This is a genomic window from Vibrio sp. ZF57, assembly GCF_001691235.1.
In the GTDB taxonomy this organism is placed as follows: domain Bacteria; phylum Pseudomonadota; class Gammaproteobacteria; order Enterobacterales; family Vibrionaceae; genus Vibrio; species Vibrio crassostreae_C.
Window position 1 is genome coordinate 34,402 of record NZ_MAKD01000012.1, and the last position, 23,126, is coordinate 57,527.

Here is a 23,126-nt window from a genome sequence, read left to right on the forward strand (position 1 = left end):
TCGAAATGATTGTTTGGAGTGTTGCAAACCAAAAAGGTGGTGTTGGTAAAACGACCACGACCGTGACTCTAGCAGGTTTACTTGCGTTGAAGGGGCACCGTGTTCTGTTGGTTGATACTGACCCACATGCATCACTGACCACCTATCTGGGTTACGATTCAGATACGGTGGAATCGAGCCTGTTTGATCTGTTCCAGTTGCGTGAGTTTAACGTGCAGACGGTAAGACCTTTGCTTTTACAAACAGAAGTCGAAGGTATCGATATTATCCCTGCGCACATGTCTTTGGCGACATTAGACCGTGTAATGGGAAATCGAAGCGGCATGGGGTTGATCTTGAAGCGTGCTTTAGCCGCTTTGAAAGACGACTATGACTATGTATTGATCGATTGCCCGCCAATTCTGGGTGTGATGATGGTCAATGCATTGGCTGCTAGCGATCGTATATTGATTCCGGTACAGACTGAGTTTTTGGCGATGAAGGGCTTAGAGCGCATGATTCGCACTTTGACCATCATGCAGAAGTCTCGCAAAACACCGTTTAAGGTTACGATTGTCCCAACGATGTACGACAAGCGAACCAAAGCCTCACTGCAAACATTAACGCAGCTCAAAGATGATTACCCAAACCAAGTTTGGACGTCTGCTGTGCCGATTGATACCAAGTTTCGAGACGCGAGCCTAAAGCGCTTGCCAGCCTCTCATTTTGCATCGGGTAGCCGTGGTGTATTTGCTTATAAACAGTTGCTTATTTATCTCGAAAGGTTGGCGATAAATGAGCGCGAATAAAGAATCAACATTGGCGCAGCCAAGTCTCTCCAGTGAACAAGCACTGGATGATTATTTTACTGCGCTGTTAGGTGATGAAAGCTTTGAATCTGACGATTTTTTTGTTGACGAGTCGAGCGACGAATCACAATCTGAAGAGCCAGAGCCAGAGCCAGAGCCAGAGCCAGAGCCAGAGCGCCAATTTTCGAGTCACCACTCAAGCTACGCAGAAATACGCGCGGCTGAGTTTGAGGTTCCTAACCTTGAGGATGTTCAGAAACTACTGAGTCGTTTAGAGGCGACCAATGTTGTTGATGAACTGAACCTTGATGAGTTGATGGATCAGAACACCCAGAAAATTGCCGAGCAAGCTGACATGCAAATGTTTGATGCCGCGGTTGAGTCTGTTCAAGTGTTCGAAGAGCCAGAGATTCAGGATTGGAATCTTCCAGAACCCGATTTATCAATTGTTTTAGAGCCACCTGTTGAATCGCAGCAAATTGAAGAGTTACAAGCTGAATCGTTGGAGACGGAACAAGTAGAAGTTAAGGCTGTTGAGCCTGAACTTGGCGTTCCTGATCCCGAGACAGTTATTGAACCCGAAACTCAAGCAGGAGGTGCTGACCAGTTTACCTCTTGGGAAAGTACGGTTCGCAAAGAAGACTTTCAAGTCTTGTATTTTGATGTAAACGGCGTGACCTTTGCGGTGCCACTTGATGAGCTTGGCGGCATCCATCGCCTTGAAGAGTTAAGTCATATCATTGGTAAGCCAGCTTGGTATTTGGGTTTACAAACCAACCGTGATAGTCAGCTAGATGTGGTCGACACCGCAAAATGGGTGATGTCTGAGAAACTATCAGGTGACGAATACAAAGAAAACTATCAATATATAGTGATGCTTGGAGAGAGCTTGTGGGGCCTGGCGGGCACAGAGCTCAAAGGCACCGAGCTACTTAATACAGACAAAGTACGTTGGCGAGAAATGGCAGGGAAACGCCCATGGCTCGCTGGTATGGTAAAAGAAAAAATGTGTGCTTTGATTCATGTTGAAGCATTAATCGCCATGCTAAACGCAGGGCTAGATGTAAAAGCATTAAGCTAGTAATAAGCATTGGGCTAACAATAAGCATCAAGTTAATAATAGTGGTCGGTAACGACGGCAAGAGGATTATCTATGTCTCATATGAGTGAAGTTGAAGTAAGAAAAGAGCAAACGAATGATGAAGTACTTCAATGGGTGACTTTCCAGCTAGAAGAAGAAACTTACGGCATCAACGTAATGCAAGTACGTGAAGTACTACGTTACAGCGAAATTGCTCCAGTACCGGGTGCTCCAGATTACGTTCTAGGTATTATTAACCTACGTGGTAACGTTGTTACTGTTATCGACACTCGTTCTCGCTTTGGTTTGATGCAAGGTGAAATCACAGACAACACTCGTATCATCGTTATTGAATCTGAGCGTCAAGTAATTGGCATTCTAGTAGATAGCGTTGCTGAAGTGGTTTATCTACGTTCTTCCGAAATCGACACAACGCCAAGTGTTGGTACTGATGAAAGTGCTAAGTTCATCCAAGGTGTAAGTAACCGAGATGGCAAGCTGCTTATCTTAGTAGATCTAAACAAACTACTAAGCGAAGACGAATGGGATGAGATGGCTCACCTGTAATGTTTGAAGCGCTTCCTTTAAGCCCTGTCGCTCTGATATCAGGCGTTGGGGTTTTTACGTTATTTATCCTGATTTTGATTAGCAAAGTAAAACGTGCGATTCAAAAGCAGCTCGATCAGTCACGCCTGCAAGTTCGTAACTTGGACAAAGAGCTTCAAAAATCGAGTAAGCAATTACTTGAGGTTCGCTCTGTTGTGGTTGGCCTTGGCCAGAAAGTGACGGAACAGCAAGATCTGATAAAGCACTTGAATGAACGTATTGTTGAGTTGGAACATGCTGACACCGATGGACGCTTGTACACACGTGCAACGAAAATGGTTCAGCTTGGTGCCGGGATTAACGAACTGATCGAAGAGTGTGAATTACCTAAAGCGGAAGCTGAGCTAATGATGTCTCTACAGAATAAGCTCGCGGGTAAGGAAAAAATCCCTTCGTTGAGAAGTGACCCTTCATCGTACGATCAGCAACCCGATGCCTCTCGCGATCGCAGAGACCCGCCTCGACGTCGTTAAATTGAGCGCTTAATTCGTATTGAGCAATTGATGTTTATTACGTATTCCTCTTAAAAGAAGCTTCGGCTTCTTTTTTTATGCCTGCCCGGTCTATATAGAACGATGTTTATAAGTGCTTGTATCTACGACAATATCTTGTTTGTTGATGAAAATGTGTAAATTGTGATGAGGTGGTAACAGTTTCTTACCGACTTTGTTCTATCGAAAACGCCTAGTCCTGTTTTGTCACCATGTTGGTGTGCTACTATAGCGCTCTCATTACTCGACTAAATTTACCTATGCTAGAAGTCTCAAATTTAACTGCTATTCGTGACGACAGGATTCTGTTTGAATCGTTGTCTTTTCAATTGAAACCAGGTGAGCTGGTTCAAGTTGAAGGTCGTAACGGTACCGGGAAAACGACACTCCTTAGGATTATTACTGGCTTAGGCGATCGCGATGACGGCACTATCTCTTGGGACGGTGAGTCTATTGAATCGAGTCGAGATGTTTATCATCAAAATTTACTTTTTCTTGGTCACCAAACAGGCGTAAAGCGCGAGCTTAGTGCTTATGAGAATCTGAGCTTTTATCAGTCGATTCACAGTGGCGGTACCAGCAAAGAAGAGCTTTATCACGCGCTGGCTCAAGTCGGGCTTGCGGGCAGAGAAGACGTACCTGCGGGGCAACTTTCAGCAGGCCAACAACGCCGAGTTGCGTTGGCTCGCCTTTGGTTGAGCAAGCAAATGTTGTGGATTCTTGATGAGCCGCTGACTGCCATTGATAAGCAGGGCGTGAAAGTTCTCGAATCTCTTTTTTCTCAGCATGCAGACAACGGTGGCATTGTGTTGTTAACCACACACCAAGATATGTTTGCTGATAGCCCGAAACTAAGAAAAATAAAGTTGGGTGAGTAATATGATCTCTTCAATGACCACGATTATCCGACGCGAACTGCTTATCGCGTTTCGACGTCAAGCGGATATCTTTAACCCTTTGTGGTTCTTCATCATTGTTATCACGCTTTTCCCTTTGAGTATTGGCCCAGAGCCAAACCTACTTGCGCGTATTGCTGCGGGTATTGTTTGGGTGGCCGCTTTGCTCTCTGCATTGCTCTCTTTAGAGCGTCTTTTCCGTGATGATTTTCAAGATGGCGCCCTTGAACAGATGATGCTGATGCCAATCCCGTTGCAGTTGGTAGTATTGTCCAAAGTCATAGCACACTGGTTGTTGACCGGGTTACCATTGATTTTAATCAGCCCATTATTGGCTGTTTTGTTGTCTTTAGATTTTGATACATGGCTCTCAGTTGTGTTGACCTTGCTGGTAGGAACACCCGCATTGAGTTTTATTGGTGCGATTGGTGTTGCGTTAACCGTTGGGTTACAGAAGGGCGGAGTCCTGTTAAGCCTGTTAATCTTGCCGCTTTACATCCCCATTTTAATCTTCGCGACGTCAGCAATTGACGCTGCGGCTTTGGGCGTTGCATACAACGGTCAATTGGCGGTGCTTGGGGCAATGTTAATGGGTGCGATGACTATGACGCCTTTTGCGATCAGTGCCGCACTTAGAGTAAGTGTGAACTGATTGGGGTTCCGTTATCGTATAGCCAATGTGAACCAAATGTGTCGATTGAACTCATAGAGTCAATAAAACTGAAAGCAAGACAAATAAAATTATTATAATTATAGCTTTAATAGCTGTAAGCAATATGAAGTAAGAGTGAGATTACAACATGTGGAAATGGCTCCATCCCTATGCCAAAGCAGAAACCTCTTATCAGCTTGCTGGTAAACTTTTGCCATGGTTTTCGATCCTAGCGCTATTGTGTCTATCCGTCGGTACCGTGTGGGGGCTTGCATTTGCGCCTTCTGATTACCAACAAGGCGATAGCTTCCGTATCATCTACATCCATGTTCCGTCTGCAATCTGGTCGATGGGCGTTTACATGTCGATGGCGATTGCTGCCTTTATCGGTTTGGTATGGCAGGTAAGGCTATCAGACATGGCCGCACTGGCGATGGCACCGATTGGCGCTGTGTTTACCTTCATTGCGTTACTAACTGGCGCAGTTTGGGGTAAACCAATGTGGGGTGCTTGGTGGGTTTGGGATGCGCGTTTAACCTCAGAGCTGATTCTTCTATTCCTATACTTGGGTGTGATCGCACTACACCACGCTTTTGACGACCAAAAAACAGCAGCAAAAGCGGCGGGTATCTTGGCTATCGTTGGTGTCATCAACCTACCTATCATTCACTTTTCAGTAGAGTGGTGGAACACACTTCACCAAGGCGCGACGATCACTAAGTTCGACAAGCCTTCTATTTCAAGTGACATGTTATGGCCGCTTCTTCTTAACATCTTCGGCTTCGCCTTTTTCTTTGGTGCTGTGACTATGGTTCGTTTCCGTAACGAAATCATCAGTAAAGAAAGTCACCGTCCATGGGTTCGCAAGCTTGCGGCTGAAAAAGCGTAGTAGGGTAGGTAATTATGTATTTTGAATCTTTGAGTGATTTCTTTGCCATGGGAGGCTATGCCTCCTATGTATGGAGTGCATTTGGAATCACATTTCTCGCGATGATCATTTTACTGGTCGTAAGCGTTCGTCGTGGTAAGCAATTACTAAATGAAGTACAAGCTAAGATTGATCGTCAAGCTCGTATCGATGCAGCAAAAAATATGGAGAACACTCTATGAACCCAAGACGTAAAAAGAGGCTGGGCATTGTCTTAGCGATCTTTTTTGGTATCAGTGCGACTGTTGGATTGATGGTTTACGCACTTAACCAGAACATGGATCTGTTCTACACACCAACTGAGCTGGTCAACGGCAAAGATGGTAAGAAACCTGAAGTTGGTCAACGCCTACGTATTGGTGGCATGGTCGTAGTCGGCTCTGTAAGCCGTGACAATGAATCACTACGTGTAAGCTTCGATTTGGCGGATGTAGGCCCTAAAGTAACGATTCTATACGATGGCATCCTTCCTGATCTTTTCCGTGAAGGCCAAGGTATTGTTGCTCAGGGTGTGCTTAAAAATGCAACGACAATCGAAGCGTTTGAGGTGTTGGCAAAGCACGATGAAGAGTACATGCCTTCTGAAGTTGCGGAAGCAATGAAGAAAACCCATGAGCCTTTGCAATACACGACTGAACAAAAAGAAGGAAATGCTCAATGATAGCCGAGATCGGCCATTTTTCGATGATCCTGTCCTTGGGACTTGCATTGCTGCTAAGCGTGCTCCCATTGTATGGAGCCGCTCGAAATAACACATTATTGATGAACAGCGCACGACCGTTGTCGTGGGGTATGTTCGGATTCTTAGCGATTTCGTTCTTTATCTTGTGTTACGCGTTCTACACCAATGATTTTACGATTCAATACGTAGCAAGTAACTCGAATAGCCAACTGCCTTGGTACTACCGAATTACGGCGGTTTGGGGCGCTCACGAAGGTTCATTACTGCTTTGGGTTCTTATCCAAGCGGGTTGGACTGTAGCAGTAGCGACATTCAGTCGTGGTATGCCTCAAGAGTCTGTGGCTCGCGTTTTGGCTATCATGGGTCTGATTACTGTCGGCTTCTTGCTGTTCATTATCGTGACGTCTAACCCGTTCTTACGTACATTGCCTTTCTTCCCTGTTGATGGCCGTGACCTGAACCCACTACTGCAAGATCCGGGTTTGATTATTCACCCGCCAATGCTTTACATGGGTTATGTAGGTTTCTCTGTTGCGTTCTCTTTCGCAATCGCTTCTCTAATGAGTGGTCGTCTTGATACGGCATGGGCTCGTTGGTCGCGTCCTTGGACAATCGCAGCTTGGTTATTCCTAACGGTAGGTATCGCACTAGGTTCATGGTGGGCTTACTACGAACTTGGCTGGGGTGGCTGGTGGTTCTGGGATCCAGTAGAAAACGCTTCATTCATGCCTTGGTTGGCTGGTACTGCTCTAATGCACTCACTAGCGGTAACTGAGAAGCGTGGCACATTTAAAGCTTGGACAGTACTGCTGGCTATCTCTGCATTCTCGCTAAGCTTACTAGGGACATTCTTAGTTCGTTCAGGCATCTTGGTATCGGTTCACGCATTCGCGTCGGATCCTGCTCGTGGTATGTTTATTCTAGGTTTCCTAGTCTTTGTTATCGGTGGTTCACTGCTGTTGTTTGCTATTAAAGGCGCATCGGTTCGTGTTCGCGGTAACTTCGATTTGGTTTCTCGTGAAAACGCACTGCTTGGTAACAACATCTTATTGATTGCAGCGCTTGTCGTTGTATTAGTCGGTACGCTACTGCCATTAGTTCACAAACAGTTAGGCTTGGGCTCGGTATCTATCGGTGCACCATTCTTTGATATGTTGTTCTTCTGGTTAATGATCCCGTTCTCGTTCCTGCTTGGTATCGGTCCTCTGATCCGATGGAAACGTGACAACCTGTCTAAGCTTGTTAAACCAATGCTGATTTCAGGTGCACTCTCACTTGGCTTGAGTGCGCTAATGGTTGCTCTACTGGCTGACCGCTTCAGTGGTACTGCGTTTGCTGGTTGGGTAATGGCGTTCTGGATCATCTTCATGCACGGCTTTGAGCTGCATGAGCGTGCGACTCACCGTCATACATTCTTGAAAGGTCTAACTAAGCTACCTCGTAGCCACTGGGCAATGATGTGTGGTCACATAGGTTTAGCCGTGACAGTGATTGGTATCGCGATGGTGCAAAACTACAGCATCGAACGTGATGTACGTCTGGCGCCAGGTGAAAGCTACCAGCTTGAAGAATACAGCTTCCTGTTTACAGGGGTTCGTGACAAAGATGGTCCTAACTACGATGGTTACATTGCTGACTTTGAAATTACTAAAGAAGGCAAATACATCAACACGCTTCACGCTGAAAAACGTTTCTACACCACAGCTAAGTCTATGATGACAGAAGCAGCGATTGACCGTGGCGTAACGCGCGACCTTTACATTGCAATGGGTGAACGTTTAGACGACAACAAATCTTGGGCTGTACGTATCTACTACAAACCATTTGTACGTTGGATCTGGGCAGGTTCTTTGATTATGTCGATTGGTGGCGCTATTGCTATCAGTGACCGTCGTTACCGTTTCCGTAAGCCAATCAAAAAGTCGGCTGAAGAGCAGGAGGCTTAATTCGAATGAACAAGAAGATTTTATTCATTCCATTGATTGCGTTCATGGTTCTAGCTGGAATCTTTGCAACGCAATTAATGCGCAACCAGTCGGGCGATGACCCAACTAAGCTAGAATCCGTATTGATTGGTAAGCCTGTTCCTGAGTTTGGTCTAGAAGACTTAGAACAACCAGGTAAGTTTCATGATCAAGCGATCTTTAAAGGCGAGCCACTGCTTCTTAACGTGTGGGCGACTTGGTGTCCTACTTGTTATGCAGAGCACTCTTACCTGAACAAGCTTGCGGATCAAGGCGTTAAGATCATTGGTCTTAACTACAAAGATGATCGCAACAAAGCGGTTGGTTGGCTAAAAGAGTTGGGTAACCCGTACTTAATTAGCCTGTTTGATGGTAATGGCATGCTAGGCCTTGACCTTGGCGTGTATGGCGCGCCTGAAACTTTCCTAATCGATGCTAACGGCGTAGTTCGCTACCGCCATGTTGGTGACGTGAACCCAACCAACTGGGCATCGACGCTTGAGCCGATGTATCAAGAGTTGTTGGAGGAATCGAAATGATTAGAAAGGCACTGATTACTCTATTCGCTACGTTCGCAATTTCAGCGACTGTTTCTGCTGCGCCTATCGAGTTCCATGAATTTGATACCGTAGATCAAGAACAGCAGTTCAAAGAGTTGAGTAATACGCTACGTTGCCCTAAATGTCAGAACAACACGATTGGTGATTCGAATGCTGAGCTAGCGGTCGACTTACGCCAAAAAGTGTACGAGATGACAAAAGACGGCAAGTCTGAGCAAGAAATTATTGATTACATGATTGCTCGTTACGGTAACTTTGTAACGTACAACCCGCCACTGACCTTAGCTACATCGATCCTTTGGATTGGTCCGTTTGCGGTTGTTGTGTTTGGATTTGGTTTGATTATTTTACGAAGCAGAAAGTCAAAATCAAAAGCAGCAGTAGAGTCAGATAAAGACTGGGATGCAGACAAAGAAGCTCGCTTAAAAGCGTTACTCGATGAAGAGAACGACGGAGATAAGAAGTAATGACTCTATTTTGGATTTCTACCATTATCCTTTCGCTAGCGGCAATTTTCTTAATTGTTCTGCCTTTCATTAACAAGAAGGCAAACAATGACGAGATGCTTCGTGACGAGTTGAATAAAGCGTTCTATAAAGACCGTCTTGTCGAGTTAGAAGTAGAAGCAGAGGAAGGTCTTGTTGATAACCAACAAGAACTGATCGCTGATTTGAAACAGTCTCTGCTTGATGATGTTCCTGCACAAGAAGAGATGAAGAAAACTCAAATCTCTACGCTTGGTGTGGTTGTACCGTCGATCATTCTTGTCGTGGCTGTGACTTATGGTATGTACTTTAAGTTCGGTGCATTGGACAAAGTTCAACACTGGCAAGAAGTGAGCTCGAACCTTCCTGAGTTGTCTAAAAAGCTAATGTCATCGGAAGGTGGTGCACTAACGGATGATGAACTGGAAGATTTGACTCTGGCGCTTCGTACTCGTCTGCATTACCAACCAAAAGATTCAACAGGTTGGTTACTACTCGGTCGTATTGCACTGGCTAACCGTGATGCTGAAACAGCAAAAGATTCTATGGAGCGAGCTTACAAGCTTGAACCTAAGAATGAAGATGTTCAGTTAGGTTTCGCACAAGCACTGATGCTTTCACCTGATGAAGCGGATCAAAACCAAGCTCGTTTGATTTTGAGCCGTTTGATTCAAAACGATTACGTCGACCTTCGTGTGTTCTCACTGCTAGCGTTCGATGCATTTGAGCGTCAAGACTACCCGGGTGCTGTGAAGTACTGGAGCATCATGCAACAGATGATTGGTCCACAAGACAGTCGCTATGAAATGCTTTCGCGCAGTATTGAAAGTGCTCAGAAGAAAATGGGCGACACTATGGGTGTCGACCAAGGTAAGACTGTTGCTGTAACGCTCGATCTATCTGCAGACGTGAATGCTGACCCTAACTCAGTGTTAATTGTGTCAGTACACAGAGCTGATGGTTCTCCAATGCCTATCGCAGCGGCACGCTACCCACTAGGGACTTTCCCTCGTACGGTTGTGCTAGATGACGGCAACAGCATGCTGGAAGGGCAAGAGCTGTCTAGCCTTGAAACACTGATGGTTAGAGCTAGGCTTGATACAGACGGCAACGTTTCAACTCGCGAAGGTGATTGGTACGGTGAAAGTGAAGTGGTTGAATTGGGCGCTCCAGTTACCATTGATATCAATAAGCAATATTAATCATCACTTTGCATAGGTGTTATCTATTCCGATTTGCAGATAAACGGTATAGACTTAGCCAAACAATTGAGGCCAGCGATTGCTGGCCTTTTTTATTATTTGAATTCCTTATGGAAAAGGTGATATGTCTGTCAGTGTTTTAAGACTCTCGAGTTTACTTTTTATCGCAAGCTTAACGGTTGGGTGTTCAAGCGCGCCGGACGAAAGTGTTGACGATGATAACCTCGAAACCTCTGAATACGTCGAAGAGTCCCACTCCAATGATCCTTTTGAAGGTTTCAACCGAGCGATGTGGGATATCAACTACGAATATCTAGATCCTTACTTAGTTCGCCCTGTTTCCCTCGCTTATGTTGACTACACCCCTGTGCCAGTGCGTTCTGGTATCTCCAATTTCCTAGCCAACTTAGACGAACCATCAAGCATGGTGAATAACCTTATTATGGGCAATGGTGAAAAAGCACTCGACCATTTCAATCGTTTTTGGATTAACTCAACGATTGGTTTGTTAGGCTTAATCGATATTGCTAGCGAAGCTGGGATCACCAAGTACGATGATAAGTCGTTCTCTGATGCGATTGGTCATTACGGGGTAGGAAATGGTCCGTACTTCATGGTGCCGGGTTATGGTCCACTAACAACTCGAGAAGTGACTGAAACCGTCGATGGTATGTATGTGCCTCTGTCGTTCTTGAATTTCTGGGCTAGCTTAGGCAAGTGGGCATTTGAAGGCATGGAAACACGTGCTCAGTTAGTATCACAAGAAGCGCTGTTGGATAGCTCTCCTGATCCATATGCATTAACGCGTGATGTTTACATTCAACGTCGTGATTTCAAAGCCGAGATTGAACCTGAAGAGGTCGACCTTGAAGAAGAAGATTTCATCGATGGTTATCTAGAAGATTACTAGAAACACGATTTAGAAAACCGATAAAAGACAGGCTCGATGTTGATGCAACATCGAGCCTTTTTAATATTTTCTACTTTTAGGGCGGTAGATTAGAAGCGGTAGTTCGCTTGGATGCCCACTAACCAGATGCTACCAGTCACTTCACCTTCGAAGTCACCACCAAATGGCGCAGAACTTGCGTCATCTTCAACCATTTTTGCGTCTTTCGCTAGGATGTAAGTGAAACCAGCGTCTAGTGTTAGTTGCTCAGACCATTGGTAGCCAGCACCAATACTCAACCAAGTGCGGTCTGTTTCCGGAATCGTCGCAGTACGGTGTTCATCGCTTACCGCTGAAGTGTCGTACGCAATACCAGAGCGCAGAGCTAACTTAGGTGTCATTTGGTAAGTTGTACCGATCGCAAAGCGGTAGTTGTCTTCCCAGTTCTCTTGCTTGATATCTTGAGTTCGAGCAGGACCGAATTCAGGGATGTCAGCTACTAGTTCTTCAAAGCTACTCCAATTAGTCCAGTTAACGCTCGCATGTACAGCGACTTTATCTGATAGTTGATGGAAGCTTGCAAGCTCGGCGGTTGCTGGCAATGCAAGTTGCATTGAGCCGTTATATTTTGACTTCACAGGAGTACCTAAAGCGCCAGCAACAGCATCAAAAGCGACACCATTTGCGTGGCCCTCAAGCGTTAGGTCTACTTCTGACTTGTAGGTAAAACCAAGGCGGTTGTTTTCATTGATCTGCCAAGCGGTACCAACTTGCCAGCCCCACGCTGTGTCATCACCTTCCATGTATTTTAAAGCTGTACCTTGAGGCATAGGAACTAGAGAGTTAACTGTAGATACCGCTCCAAAGCTACCTTCAGCCATGATGTAACGAATACCACCACCAATAGATACGCTTTCAAGTACTTGGTAAGCCGCGTTTAGGTTTAGCTCCATCGTAGTAACACTTGCTTCGTTACCGTGGTTTGCGCCACCAAAGTCTTTACCTAGGTCTGTTTCCATACCGTAGTTAGTGCCAGCAGCAAAGCCTAATGCGAACTTGTCGTTGTACTTATGAGAAACATAAAAGTTTGGGATTACTGCACTGTGCGCAAAATCGCTAGAATTTGACGAAGTCGATTGTCCCATCATGGACGTAGAAGTACCGTCGATATCGATGTTAGGGTCAACATAGATAGCACCAACAGAAACCTGAGTCCCTTCTAGGTAAGTCAGCATTGCAGGGTTACGCCATTGTGCGTCTGCACCGTCAGCCATTGCTGCTTCACCCGCGTATGCGCGGCCTAGGCCTGTTGCTGAGTATTCTGCTAGTTGAAAACCTGCCGCTTGAGTTACGGTAGAAGTCGAAAGTAGTCCAACTGCCACTGCAGCAGATAGAAGAGTCTTATTCATTTTCATTATTATGTTCGCTGAATCATAAGTATTTAGTGGCGTGATTCTACGTTTAGAGTCATTACTTTAAAAATGAAATTCGAATAAAACAGTGTTTTAGGGATTTAATGAGTAAATGTGTTTAATTATTAGAGAAATAATCTAAATGTTTCTGCTGTGTTGCGAAGTTTGAGCGTACACTTGTAGTCATATATTGACCTTGCAGGCTACAGTTGTAAGCTTAAATTGATGTAGGTCAGTGGTTTAGGCAATAAAAAAGGGTCGCATTATGCGACCCTTTGAGGTTTATAACCTAGCTTTTATTAGAAGCTACGGCTGTACTGTAGACCCATTAGGATTGCATCTGCACGAGTTGTTGCTGAAATTGACGAAACAACAGAAGTTGATTCATTAACTTTAACATCGTCGCCCATTAAGTATGTGAAACCAAAGTCTACGTTTGACGCTTCGTTGATGTGGTATGTGAAACCAGCTGAGAACCATTGGCGATCTGAATCTGGAACTGAAACTGAAGTGACTTCATCTTGTGCACTTGTGTCATACATGTAGCCGGCACGAAGTGTCCAATCGCGATTCATGTAATATGTACCACCTAGAGAGTAGTGCATACCATTCTGCCATTCGTAATTGTTTAGAACACCTGCTTTGTCTGCTTCTAGCTTGTCAAATGAGCTCCAACCAATCCATTGCACTGAGTAATGAACTGCGAATTTAGTATCTTCAATCTTGTGGAAACCAGAGAACTCAACCATATCAGGTAGAGGCATATGAAGGGTATCATCTTTATATTCAATGCCTTGGTAGCTGATATCGCCTTCAGCTTCAAGCTTCGGAGAGTAGTGATAAGCCAAACCAAAACGGTTGTTTTCATTCAATTCGAAAACAGTACCAAGGTTAAAGCCCACAGCCCAGCCATCGGCTTCAGCGTCAAGGACCGTTTGCCCTGGTTGTGGTAAAGGAAGCGGGATCCCGCCTGTGCCTGACTCTGAGCTCATTGTTCGTTTTAGCTCGCCTTTACCGTAAATTAGATCAAGGCCAGCACCGAAGCTCCATTGATCGTTTAGGCGGTACGAACCAGCTAGGCCAAAGTTAACACTTTTTACATCTGTAAGGCCGCCGTATTCACCACCCACATAGCTATCGCTGAATTCAGTTTTTGTACCAAAATTCGAATAAGCATTGAAGCCTACAGCAAACTTTTCGTTGATAGGTACAATTAGATGAATATTTGGAGCTATAGAAGTATCACCAGCATCGTCATAATCAGCATTGCTGGAGGTGCTTCCCATAAAACCTTTATAAGTAGCATCTTTAACTTCAATCATTGAAGTGATGCTTTCAAAACCAAGAGAAAGCTCAGTTTTGTCAAAAAGTGCCATTGCTGCAGGGTTACGTGCCATTACTGACGCGTTATCTGCGATTACTGCATCACCAGCGAAAGCACGGCCGATACCGGTAGCTGATTGTGCGTTAAGTTGGAAACCTGCTGCCATCGCTTGCGAAGACGCCAGTGTAATTGTTACTGCTAAAAGAGACTTTTTAAACAGACGCGTGTTGTTGGTAGTCATTCATTTATTCCTTTATATATCCGCCTCTACAGGGCGATTAATTTGAGCAATTGCTCAATGGTGGCTGATCCTATTCGCAAGTATACGATATACAAATCCGACCATTGAAAAAAATGAGTGTAAAATTATGGAAATGACGCCTATCTGGCACGAAAATGGTGTGAAATGCTGTTTTTTAGAGTTTTAACTCTAGAGGTATTGGTGGTGTGAATGGTTTCGTGGTTTATTTATAAATAAAGCCCAGCAATATCAGTAATATAATTGCTGGGCCTTTTGTGACGGGGCTTTAAGAGCGAATTAGCTCATTGGTTTGATCATTTTTGCCAGCTTTTCGGCGATTTTGGAAACATCCTCACCATTTTCACCCACAAGGATTAAGCTGCTGCCATCTACGGGTGTTACCGAGCCGGACATGCCTTTTTCATCAAAATCGATAGGTTTGTCTGTTGGAATACCGGTTAAAAACAGTGTTACTTTGCCTTTTTCGCCTTGGAAGACCATATGTACTGCGTTGGATTTACCAAAGCCACAGTGGTTTAGGTAATAAACATGGTAAGGGAAAGCGTCATCAAACTGAAAAGCAAATGGGTTCATTTTTGCGTTGATTTGCTGCGATGTGACCTGTTCATCGATGGAACTAACAAAACTCTTTTCATCAACAACATGCTTCATCGCTGTATCAACCAAACTAGCTTGAGCTGGTGAAACGAATGCGTTGCCCCAATTTACTTGGCCAACTAATAAGCCTGCAACGAATGCTACCGAGGCAGCCATTGCCATTGCTCTTCTCGCAAACGTAGGTCTTACCACTTTGCTTTCTTCGCTTGAGGTCTGATTGAACAGAATGCGATCAGCAAGATCGTCTGGCACATCCACATTCATCGCAGAGTGGATCTGTTTATCAAGCGCTAGTACATCGTCTAAGAAGTTACTATTGGCTTCGCTATTCGCGGTCGCATCAACAATATCTTGTGTACGTTGTTTAGGTTCCGACAATACACGACGACGAAATTCCAAATCATCCATTATGTTGCCCCCTCTCTGCCTCTTCTGTATCCAACAGCTCTTTCAACTGATTTCGAGCTCTGAATAAACGTGTCATCACCGTGTTTTTGTTGAGATCGAGAATATCTGCAATCTCATCACCACTAAAACCACCAATCACTTGCAAGAAGAGAGGTTCACGGTAATCAATTTCAAGTTTCATGATCTGGGCTTGCAACCACTGATGCTGATGGTGCGGGTCATCACTGACACTAGCATCGTTACCGTGATCGTCGATATCAACCAGATCAAACTGTTTGCGTTCAAAACGTCGAGCGTTCTCGCGTCTCAAGATGGTAATCAGCCAAGATTTGGCGGCTTTTTCATCTTGAAGGCTATCGAGTGACTTCCATGCACGAAGGCAAGTTTCTTGAACTAAGTCTTCGGCAATGCTTTTGTCTTTGCATAACCAATAGGCGTAGCGAAAGAGGTCACGATGATAGGCGCGCACAAGTGCTTCGTATTTTCTTTGTTTGTCCATATCAGAGTTGACCGGACGCTTGGCTGTTTTCTTTCCAAACATTTTTATTATTGACACACGAGCCTCCATAATTGCTCTGCGTATAGCTGTCCTCTATACGTTGTGCTTCGTTTTTATATTTTTAGAGCTAACGATCGGCAGGAAATCGTAAAATCACATTAAAATTGATCTACTTCAAAATCTAAGGCCTCGAACTCGTTATAGTACACCTTGTCGTCTAGTTAGTCATTCGTGGCTAGCATGTTGAGCAAGACGACACTTCCTTTTGAAGGCTGACTTTACTTTCTCCTAATCAGGAAACTGATTATTTCAATTGGCGCTAAGTTAATTGCTTTATATACATTCCGACCACACAGCTTTGTGTGGTTTTTTTTTGCCTCAAGAAAACCATTCCCTACACAGCGATAACAGTCTTTGCTTACAATAGTTTAGTCTCTTACGACAACCTTTCCCCCCAAAAAGGTTCGCCTGAATGCGCAGTTATATTTTCAAACAGTGAGATACTCGTATCACGTTTATTTAAACGCTCGTTTGATTTAATTAACAACTTCTTTACAATGCTTCAGGTCAGACCTCTTAACTTTAAGGAGAAACCATGGGCAAACAGGAAGTCAAAACGCGTTCTGGAGAACGTGTTGCCGTTGTCGCTGGATTACGAACCCCATTTGCTCGTCAGAGCACAGAATTTAGCCAAGTGCCTGCGGTTGACCTAGGCAAAATGGTTGTGAGCGAAATGCTTGCAAAAACGGATGTCAATCCTGCGCTTATCGAACAAGTTGTGTTCGGCCAAGTAGTGCAAATGCCAGAAGCGCCGAACATTGCGCGTGAAATCGTGTTGGGCACAGGCATGAACATCAATACCGATGCCTACAGTGTCACACGAGCATGTGCGACCAGCTTCCAAGCGGCAGTTAACGTGACCGAAAGCATTATGGCTGGCACGATTGATATCGGTATTGCGGGCGGTGCGGACTCTTCTTCTGTATTGCCTATCGGTGTTTCGAAAAAGTTAGCGGCAAATCTATTAGCGCTGAGTAAAACGAAAACTATGGGTCAAAAGCTGAAAATTCTTAAAACACTTTCCGTAAAAGATTTGATGCCAGTACCACCTGCAGTTGCTGAATACTCGACCGGTTTATCCATGGGACAAACGGCTGAGCAAATGGCTAAGACGCATGGTATTACTCGCGAAGCTCAAGATGCACTTGCTCACCGTTCTCACTCTTTGGCTTCTCAGGCATGGAAAGAAGGCAAGATTAAAGACGAAGTGATGACGGCATTCCCGGCACCTTACAAAAAGTATCTAGCGGAAGACAACAACATTCGCCACGACTCAACGGTTGAAGGATACGCCAAGCTACGTCCTGCTTTTGATAGAAAGTACGGCAGTGTAACGGCAGCCAATGCTACGCCACTGACTGATGGCGGTGCAGCAGTGATGTTGATGCGCGAAGGTAAAGCGAAAGAACTAGGCTTAGAAGTGCTTGGTTATATTCGTGGTTATGCGTTCTCAGCGATTGGTGTTGAAACAGATATGTTGATGGGCCCGACTTACGCGACCTCGCAAGTATTAAAGAACACCGGTTTAGAGTTGTCAGACCTTACACTGATCGAGATGCATGAAGCATTCGCTGCCCAAGTTTTGGCTAACGTTAAAATGTTCGCGAGCGATGAGTTTGCACAGAAGAATCTTGGCCGCGACAAAGCGATCGGTGAGATTGATATGGAGAAGTTCAACGTGCTGGGTAGCTCGATTGCTTACGGACATCCGTTTGCAGCGACTGGCGCGCGCATGATGACTCAAACATTACGTGAACTGAAACGTCGCGGTGGCGGCTTGGCATTGAACACAGCGTGTGCGGCTGGTGGTTTAGGTGCAGCAATGATCTTGGAGGTAGAATAATGTCTACGACTCTTGATGCAACAACAGAAAAAGAAACAGTCGCTCAACCAGATTCAACCTCTGCGACTGAATCAACCAAAAAGAAAGCGACAGCATTTACTCTCAATATCGATGAGCAAGATATTGCTTGGTTAGCGATTGATGTACCAAACGAGAAAATGAACACGCTGCAAGCGGCTTTTGCTGAAGAAATGAAAGCCATCTTCGAGCAACTCAAAGAAAAGCAAAGCCGAGTTAAGGGCCTAATCGTTCATTCTCTTAAGCCAGATAACTTTATCGCTGGTGCTGATGTAAGAATGCTTGATGCGTGTAAAACGGCTGACGAAGCACAGTCTCTGGCTCGCCAAGGGCAGGAGATGTTCCAAACGCTTTCTGAACTACCGTACCCAGTAGTCGCAGCGATTCACGGCCCATGTTTAGGTGGTGGTTTAGAGCTTGCACTGGCGTGTGATTACCGTGTATGTACCGATTCAGATAAGACTCGCGTTGGTCTGCCAGAAGTACAGTTAGGTCTGTTACCAGGCTCTGGCGGTACACAGCGTCTACCTCGCCTTATTGGTTTGTTGCCATCTCTTGACCTAATCCTTACGGGTAAGCAACTGCGCGCTAAGAAAGCGAAATCGCTCGGTGTTGTGGATGCTTGTGTGCCTGAAACTATCCTGCTTGAAGTCGCTAAAAGCTTTGTTGAAAAGAATACGGGCAGTAAAAAAGGTAAGCGCCTTGCGTCGAAAAGCCAAGCGTCGACCAAAGAAAAGCTGATTTCACGTAACGGCCTTGGTCGTAAAGTGATTTTTGAACAAGCTTCTAAGAAGACCAATCAGAAAACACGCGGCAATTACCCAGCAGCGGATGCGATTTTAGACGTGATTCGTTATGGCCTTGAGAACGGCTTTGATAAAGGTCTTCAGTATGAAGCGAAGCGTTTCTCAGAACTGGTTATGACTTCAGAGTCTAAAGCCCTTCGTTCGATTTTCTTTGCAACCACGGAAATGAAAAAAGAACACGGCGCAGACGCAGAACCCAAAGCGGTTAAGCGTGTTGGTGTGCTAGGCGGTGGTCTTATGGGCGCAGGCATCAGCCATGTCAGCGTTGCTAAGGCGAAAGTGCCAGTTCGTATCAAAGACGTATCAAATGAAGGTGTGCTGAACGCGCTTAACTACAACTTCAAGTTGTTCGATAAGCAGCGTAAGCGTCGCATTCTGAACCGAGCGGGCCTTGAAAGTAAGATGCTTCAGCTTTCTGGTGGTATCGACTTTACGAGCTTTAATCACACCGATGTGGTGATTGAAGCGGTATTTGAAGACCTCGACCTTAAGCAGTCAATGGTTGCGGACATCGAAGCCAATGCCAAGCCAGAGACTATTTTCGCGACGAATACGTCTTCATTGCCGATCCATAAGATTGCGGAGAAGGCGCAGCGACCAGAAAACGTGGTCGGTCTTCACTACTTCAGCCCAGCCGAAAAAATGCCGCTAGTAGAAGTTATCCCTCATGAAACTACGTCAGAAGAGACGATTTCTACGGTTGTTGCATTAGCGAAGAAGCAAGGTAAAACGCCGATTGTTGTGAAAGACACGGCTGGTTTTTATGTGAACCGTATTCTTGCTCCGTACATGAACGAAGCAGCGCATTTACTGCTAGCGAACGAGCCGATTGAAAAGCTCGACAGCACGTTATTGGACTTCGGTTTCCCGGTTGGTCCTATCACTTTATTAGATGAGGTGGGTGTTGATATCGGTGCGAAGATCATTCCGATTTTAGTGAATGAGCTTGGCGATCGTTTCCAAGGTCCTGATGTGTTCGATATTCTTTTGAATGACAATCGTAAAGGCCGCAAGAGTGGTAAAGGTTTCTACACTTACAAAGGCAAGAAGAAGGAAGTGGATAAGTCAGTTTACAAGCTGCTTAAGCTGCAACCAGATCCTAAGTTGAGCGATAACGATATCGCGATGCGCTGTGTGTTACCTATGCTAAACGAAGCGGTTCGTTGTCTAGACGACGGCATTATCCGCAGCCCTCGTGATGGTGATATCGGTGCGATTTTCGGTATCGGTTTCCCGCCATTCCTAGGTGGTCCGTTCCGTTATATGGATCAAATCGGCATTAAGTCACTGGTTGAGATGATGAACGATTTCGCTAAGAAGTACGGTGATCGTTTCGCGCCATGTGATGGCCTACTGACACGTGCTGGATTGGGTGAGTCTTTCTACAAGTAACTCTCTAACTCATTGATTAAGAAGCCCGTATCAAGCAATTGATGCGGGCTTTTCTGTTTTATGAACGAGTGTGAAAGGAATGAGATTCCCGACTCAGTCGTTCCTCCTTCTCGGGAATGATGATTGAGAGATAAAAAGTAAGTTATTGCGTTGATTAGAAAGGTGGTCAAACACACGTCAATCAAAACTACCGTCATCTCCTAAAGCGACGAAGGAGCGTAATAGGAGATCTGCTTTTGGGCTGCATCCAATAAAAAAGGTTGATGCTTTCACATCAACCTTATGATTTTCATTCCAGCTTTATCAGCCTAGCTCAGTATCTTTCGGGCGTAACTGAAACTCATCAATAGAGCCAATTTTAACACCTGCTGACAGCTTCTCTTCCTCATTATGAGCATTACCGTGAGCATGCATAATCAGGCGATTTGCCGTGCGTGGTTTTAGCTGGCTAACCACAAAACGCATCATGTCTGAGCGAGTTAACCCCTTAAGGTCTTCCAATACGCGCTCTCTCTGGTTGAACTCAACATCCTTATTGCCTATCGCAACCCATAAGCGCTGAGCTCGCCCTCGCAAAGTCGTATCTGGTGTCGAAATCTGATTCCAGAGACCGCGCTTACTGCTGTGCCATTGATAGTCGTTAAGCTCCAACAGCACCATGTAAAAGGCATTGAGGAACTCATCTATTGAAGCTAACAAGTCAGCAGGGGCGGCATTCGGTGATTGCACATACAACACAATACCAGGGTGTCGGTTGAGCGGCATATTGCCAGTACCGACCATGTAACCTAGCTGCTGCTTGGTTCGTATCTCATGGAAGAAAGTGGCCGACATCAAATGGTTTGCCAATGAATACAGCGCGATATTTTTAGGTGAAATATCAGGGCATTGGTAATAAACCACAATTGCTGAATCATCTTGGTTACACACCACTTCACGTTGGAAGCTGCCGTTTTCACCGAGCATGATGAGCGGACGCAGTGATTCTTCGTAAGCCTGATCTTGAACACGCAGTGCATCTTTTAGCGTTTCAGCCATCTTGTGTGCATCGGCTTTTTTCCAGTCGCCATACACAAACATCTCAACATGAAGTTCCGCCAAGATTGCTTGAACAAAAGAGGAGAGCTCATCGACCTCTATCGTTTCTAGGGCTTCAATTAACACGGAATAAGGCGGGTTATTTGGTTGAAGTATCCCAGTCATTGCATTAAACAACTGCGAAATAGGGCGATCTTGCGACGCGTTGTTCCAGTTTCTGAGCAATTGATGCTTGATGGTTTCGAAGCGTGTTGGACTAAAGTCGCGTGCTTGGAAACGTTCAAGAATCATATTGAGCAGTTGTGGCTGTTTCTCGCTAAACCCGGACAGAGTGAGCGTTACACCGCCCTGATGGGTGTACATGTTGTAGCCCATTCCGGCGATTTCAGCCTGATACGTATCTTTTTCGAGTGAGTCTAAGAACATCTCTACGCACAAGCGTGTTTTAACGATATTTCTTGGGCTAGCAACTGAGTGCGGGCTATCGATAGCGACATACACCACACCTTTAGGAACTCGAAATTGATGGTCTTGCAGGTGCCACAGCTTAAAGCCGTCGAGCTCTTCTAACAGTTGTGGGAACTTAGCGTCACCTTCCAGTTCAGTCGGGTCTAGATCGTAGCAAATAAACGGGTTTTTGCTTGGGAGTTCAAACTGCCAACCGGGGTTAATGCACGTAAAGCATTGAACTTGTTCAGCGCTAAAAGGTGTGACCGAGTAGGGAGTAAAGTACCACTTCGCTTCCCTGTCATACTCGAATCCCTGAGCAACAATGGTCGCTCGCATGTTGTCTACGGTTAAGTAAGGCAGCAAAGAACGCTGTAATTCGTCATCGAAATGCGACATTTTGTAATCGCCATACACCACATCTTGCTCTTGGTAGTGCTGCATGTTGATGACGAGGTGGCTGACGACATCAAGCGGTCTTGCTGGCTCTTGAAAGCGGAAAGCAGACTCTAAAACGGCGCGTTTTTCTAGGTAGCGCCACTCTTCTATGCCTTGTTGTTCGACTAACTTGATGTACTGAAATATCGCTTGGATGATGTTATCGGTTTTGGTTAAACCTTCTATGGTCAATGAGCAACTGACTGTGAAATCACGGTAGTTACTGCCACTCGCGCCACCACCTGCAGAGAGAGATGTTATCCAGCCTTTCTCTTTGAGTTGCATCATCAAACTGCCTTCACCTTCGTAACCTAAAAGGTGGGCAAAGAACGACAAAGGCTTAACGCCGTAGTGTTCGTCCATGCTTGGCATCGGGAAGGTTAAGATCAGTTTGCGCACTTCTTTAATCGGCTCAACGCGGACTTGTACACCCGTACTTAACTCGCCGACAATCGGAACTTCAACCTTTTTGCCTTGTAGGTTGTGATTGGTGATTGAGCTAAAGCGATCCTCAACCCAGCTTTGCATCTCATCTAACGACTGATTGCCAGACAGTGTCAGTGTCATCAAGTCAGCAGAGTATTGTTGCTGGTGGAAAGCCAAGATCTCTTGTCGAATCGTCTCGCCGTTTCTGTCACCCAACGTATCGATATTACCGACAGAAAACTTCGAGAATGGGTGATTGTGATTCACCAGTTCTTTGGTAACTTGGTACAAGCGTCGTGAGTCGTCGTTGAGTTTCATCTTGTATTCGGAGTCAACGGCTTGGCGTTCTTTGTCTAACGCTTCTTCGTTGAAAAGGGGAGCGGTAAAAAATTGGCTGAAGCGATCGAGTGCGGTTTCAAAGGCATTCAATTCAACATCAAAAAAGAAGCAGGTGTGCTCTGTTCCTGTCCAAGCGTTGTTGCTACCGCCATGCTGGCTGATAAAACTTTGGAACTCTCCGACCTTTGGATACTTTTCAGTTCCCAAAAATAGCATATGCTCTAAGTAGTGAGCTAAACCCTCTCGGTCTGTAGGGTCATCAAAATGCCCCACATTGACGGCTAATGCGGCTGCTGCTTTTTGAGCATTTTGATCCTGAACTAACAGTACACGTAACCCGTTATTTAAGGTTATGTAGCGGTATTGATGTTCATCATTTGGGCTTAAGTGCACAGGAGCATCTCCAGAGAAGGTGGTTTTTAAATTATGTACCCGATGATTCGGCGTGCAAACCTTGTGATCATATTTTGGGATATGAAGTGCTTTTTGGCGATTTCTAAATCACTTTTATCGATTTTTATCAGTAATTTATTTTCTTTTAACAAGATTGTTAAGAAAGTCGAACTCTTTGGCAAGTGACTTGATATAATTAT

At 45.1% G+C, this 23,126-nt stretch carries 21 protein-coding genes; 16 read left to right on the plus strand and 5 right to left on the minus strand.

Annotated features, from left to right (window positions below; translation table 11 throughout):
• Positions 1–5: 5 nt before the first annotated feature.
• The 14 genes from A6D97_RS01270 (at position 6) to A6D97_RS01335 (ending at position 11,245) form a co-directional block, all read left to right on the plus strand.
• Positions 6–788, plus strand: a complete 783-nt coding sequence (locus A6D97_RS01270; protein ID WP_017071206.1) for a ParA family protein — start codon at positions 6–8, stop codon at positions 786–788.
• On the plus strand, positions 775–1,869 hold the full coding sequence (locus A6D97_RS01275) for a chemotaxis protein CheW (RefSeq protein WP_065583665.1): 1,095 nt from the start codon (positions 775–777) through the stop codon (positions 1,867–1,869). Before A6D97_RS01270 ends, A6D97_RS01275 begins: the two co-directional genes overlap by 14 nt.
• A gap of 72 nt (positions 1,870–1,941) precedes the next feature.
• The gene (locus A6D97_RS01280) at positions 1,942–2,436 is read left to right on the plus strand and encodes a chemotaxis protein CheW (protein WP_017064109.1); all 495 of its coding nucleotides are present in this window, start codon (positions 1,942–1,944) and stop codon (positions 2,434–2,436) included.
• On the plus strand, positions 2,436–2,948 hold the full coding sequence (locus tag A6D97_RS01285) for a DUF2802 domain-containing protein (RefSeq protein WP_017060660.1): 513 nt from the start codon (positions 2,436–2,438) through the stop codon (positions 2,946–2,948). Before A6D97_RS01280 ends, A6D97_RS01285 begins: the two co-directional genes overlap by 1 nt.
• A gap of 278 nt (positions 2,949–3,226) precedes the next feature.
• The gene (gene ccmA, locus A6D97_RS01290) at positions 3,227–3,844 is read left to right on the plus strand and encodes a cytochrome c biogenesis heme-transporting ATPase CcmA (RefSeq protein ID WP_017060659.1); all 618 of its coding nucleotides are present in this window, start codon (positions 3,227–3,229) and stop codon (positions 3,842–3,844) included.
• Position 3,845: 1 nt separating this feature from the next.
• Positions 3,846–4,514 (plus strand): heme exporter protein CcmB, encoded by a 669-nt coding sequence (ccmB, locus tag A6D97_RS01295; RefSeq protein WP_017060658.1) that lies wholly within the window; start codon positions 3,846–3,848, stop codon positions 4,512–4,514.
• Positions 4,515–4,662: 148 nt separating this feature from the next.
• Entirely contained in the window at positions 4,663–5,403 is a 741-nt protein-coding gene (locus A6D97_RS01300; protein WP_017064107.1) for a heme ABC transporter permease, read from the plus strand.
• A gap of 14 nt (positions 5,404–5,417) precedes the next feature.
• Positions 5,418–5,624, plus strand: a complete 207-nt coding sequence (gene ccmD, locus A6D97_RS01305) for a heme exporter protein CcmD (RefSeq protein ID WP_009848525.1) — start codon at positions 5,418–5,420, stop codon at positions 5,622–5,624.
• Positions 5,621–6,103, plus strand: coding sequence for a cytochrome c maturation protein CcmE (gene ccmE, locus A6D97_RS01310; protein WP_017060655.1), 483 nt, complete (start codon positions 5,621–5,623; stop codon positions 6,101–6,103). Before ccmD ends, ccmE begins: the two co-directional genes overlap by 4 nt.
• On the plus strand, positions 6,100–8,070 hold the full coding sequence (locus A6D97_RS01315; RefSeq protein WP_065583666.1) for a heme lyase CcmF/NrfE family subunit: 1,971 nt from the start codon (positions 6,100–6,102) through the stop codon (positions 8,068–8,070). Before ccmE ends, A6D97_RS01315 begins: the two co-directional genes overlap by 4 nt.
• A 5-nt stretch (positions 8,071–8,075) precedes the next feature.
• Complete coding sequence (locus tag A6D97_RS01320; RefSeq protein ID WP_017060653.1) at positions 8,076–8,627, plus strand: DsbE family thiol:disulfide interchange protein; 552 nt, start codon at positions 8,076–8,078, stop codon at positions 8,625–8,627.
• Positions 8,624–9,115 carry a cytochrome c-type biogenesis protein gene (locus tag A6D97_RS01325; protein ID WP_065583667.1) on the plus strand — a complete coding sequence of 164 codons (492 nt, stop codon included), beginning with the start codon at positions 8,624–8,626 and terminating at the stop codon, positions 9,113–9,115. Before A6D97_RS01320 ends, A6D97_RS01325 begins: the two co-directional genes overlap by 4 nt.
• The gene (gene ccmI / locus A6D97_RS01330; RefSeq protein ID WP_017071950.1) at positions 9,115–10,335 is read left to right on the plus strand and encodes a c-type cytochrome biogenesis protein CcmI; all 1,221 of its coding nucleotides are present in this window, start codon (positions 9,115–9,117) and stop codon (positions 10,333–10,335) included. The genes A6D97_RS01325 and ccmI overlap by 1 nt, the downstream gene beginning before the upstream one ends.
• Before the next feature lie 124 nt (positions 10,336–10,459).
• On the plus strand, positions 10,460–11,245 hold the full coding sequence (locus A6D97_RS01335; protein WP_017071951.1) for an MlaA family lipoprotein: 786 nt from the start codon (positions 10,460–10,462) through the stop codon (positions 11,243–11,245).
• Positions 11,246–11,334: 89 nt separating this feature from the next.
• Here the strand turns inward: A6D97_RS01335 and A6D97_RS01340 are convergent, their stop codons facing one another.
• The 4 genes from A6D97_RS01340 to A6D97_RS01355 form a co-directional block, all read right to left on the minus strand.
• Complete coding sequence (locus tag A6D97_RS01340) at positions 11,335–12,639, minus strand: outer membrane protein transport protein (protein ID WP_065583668.1); 1,305 nt, start codon at positions 12,637–12,639, stop codon at positions 11,335–11,337.
• Between the two features lie 296 nt (positions 12,640–12,935).
• Complete coding sequence (locus A6D97_RS01345; RefSeq protein WP_065583669.1) at positions 12,936–14,201, minus strand: outer membrane protein transport protein; 1,266 nt, start codon at positions 14,199–14,201, stop codon at positions 12,936–12,938.
• Positions 14,202–14,498: 297 nt separating this feature from the next.
• Positions 14,499–15,227, minus strand: coding sequence for a DUF3379 domain-containing protein (locus A6D97_RS01350; RefSeq protein WP_065583670.1), 729 nt, complete (start codon positions 15,225–15,227; stop codon positions 14,499–14,501).
• A complete protein-coding gene (locus A6D97_RS01355; RefSeq protein WP_017060646.1) occupies positions 15,220–15,768 on the minus strand; it encodes a sigma-70 family RNA polymerase sigma factor in 549 nt (182 codons plus the stop codon). Before A6D97_RS01355 ends, A6D97_RS01350 begins: the two co-directional genes overlap by 8 nt.
• A gap of 553 nt (positions 15,769–16,321) precedes the next feature.
• Here A6D97_RS01355 and fadI point away from each other — a divergent pair.
• Together fadI and fadJ are read left to right on the plus strand one after the other, a co-directional pair.
• Positions 16,322–17,629 carry an acetyl-CoA C-acyltransferase FadI gene (fadI, locus tag A6D97_RS01360; protein ID WP_065583671.1) on the plus strand — a complete coding sequence of 436 codons (1,308 nt, stop codon included), beginning with the start codon at positions 16,322–16,324 and terminating at the stop codon, positions 17,627–17,629.
• Positions 17,629–19,845 carry a fatty acid oxidation complex subunit alpha FadJ gene (gene fadJ, locus A6D97_RS01365; RefSeq protein ID WP_065583672.1) on the plus strand — a complete coding sequence of 739 codons (2,217 nt, stop codon included), beginning with the start codon at positions 17,629–17,631 and terminating at the stop codon, positions 19,843–19,845. Before fadI ends, fadJ begins: the two co-directional genes overlap by 1 nt.
• A 303-nt stretch (positions 19,846–20,148) precedes the next feature.
• On the opposite strand, the gene A6D97_RS01370 is transcribed toward fadJ, so the two are convergent.
• Positions 20,149–22,926: an insulinase family protein gene (locus A6D97_RS01370; protein WP_065583673.1), complete on the minus strand. Its 2,778-nt coding sequence runs from the start codon at positions 22,924–22,926 to the stop codon at positions 20,149–20,151.
• Between the last annotated feature and the right edge of the window lie 200 nt (positions 22,927–23,126).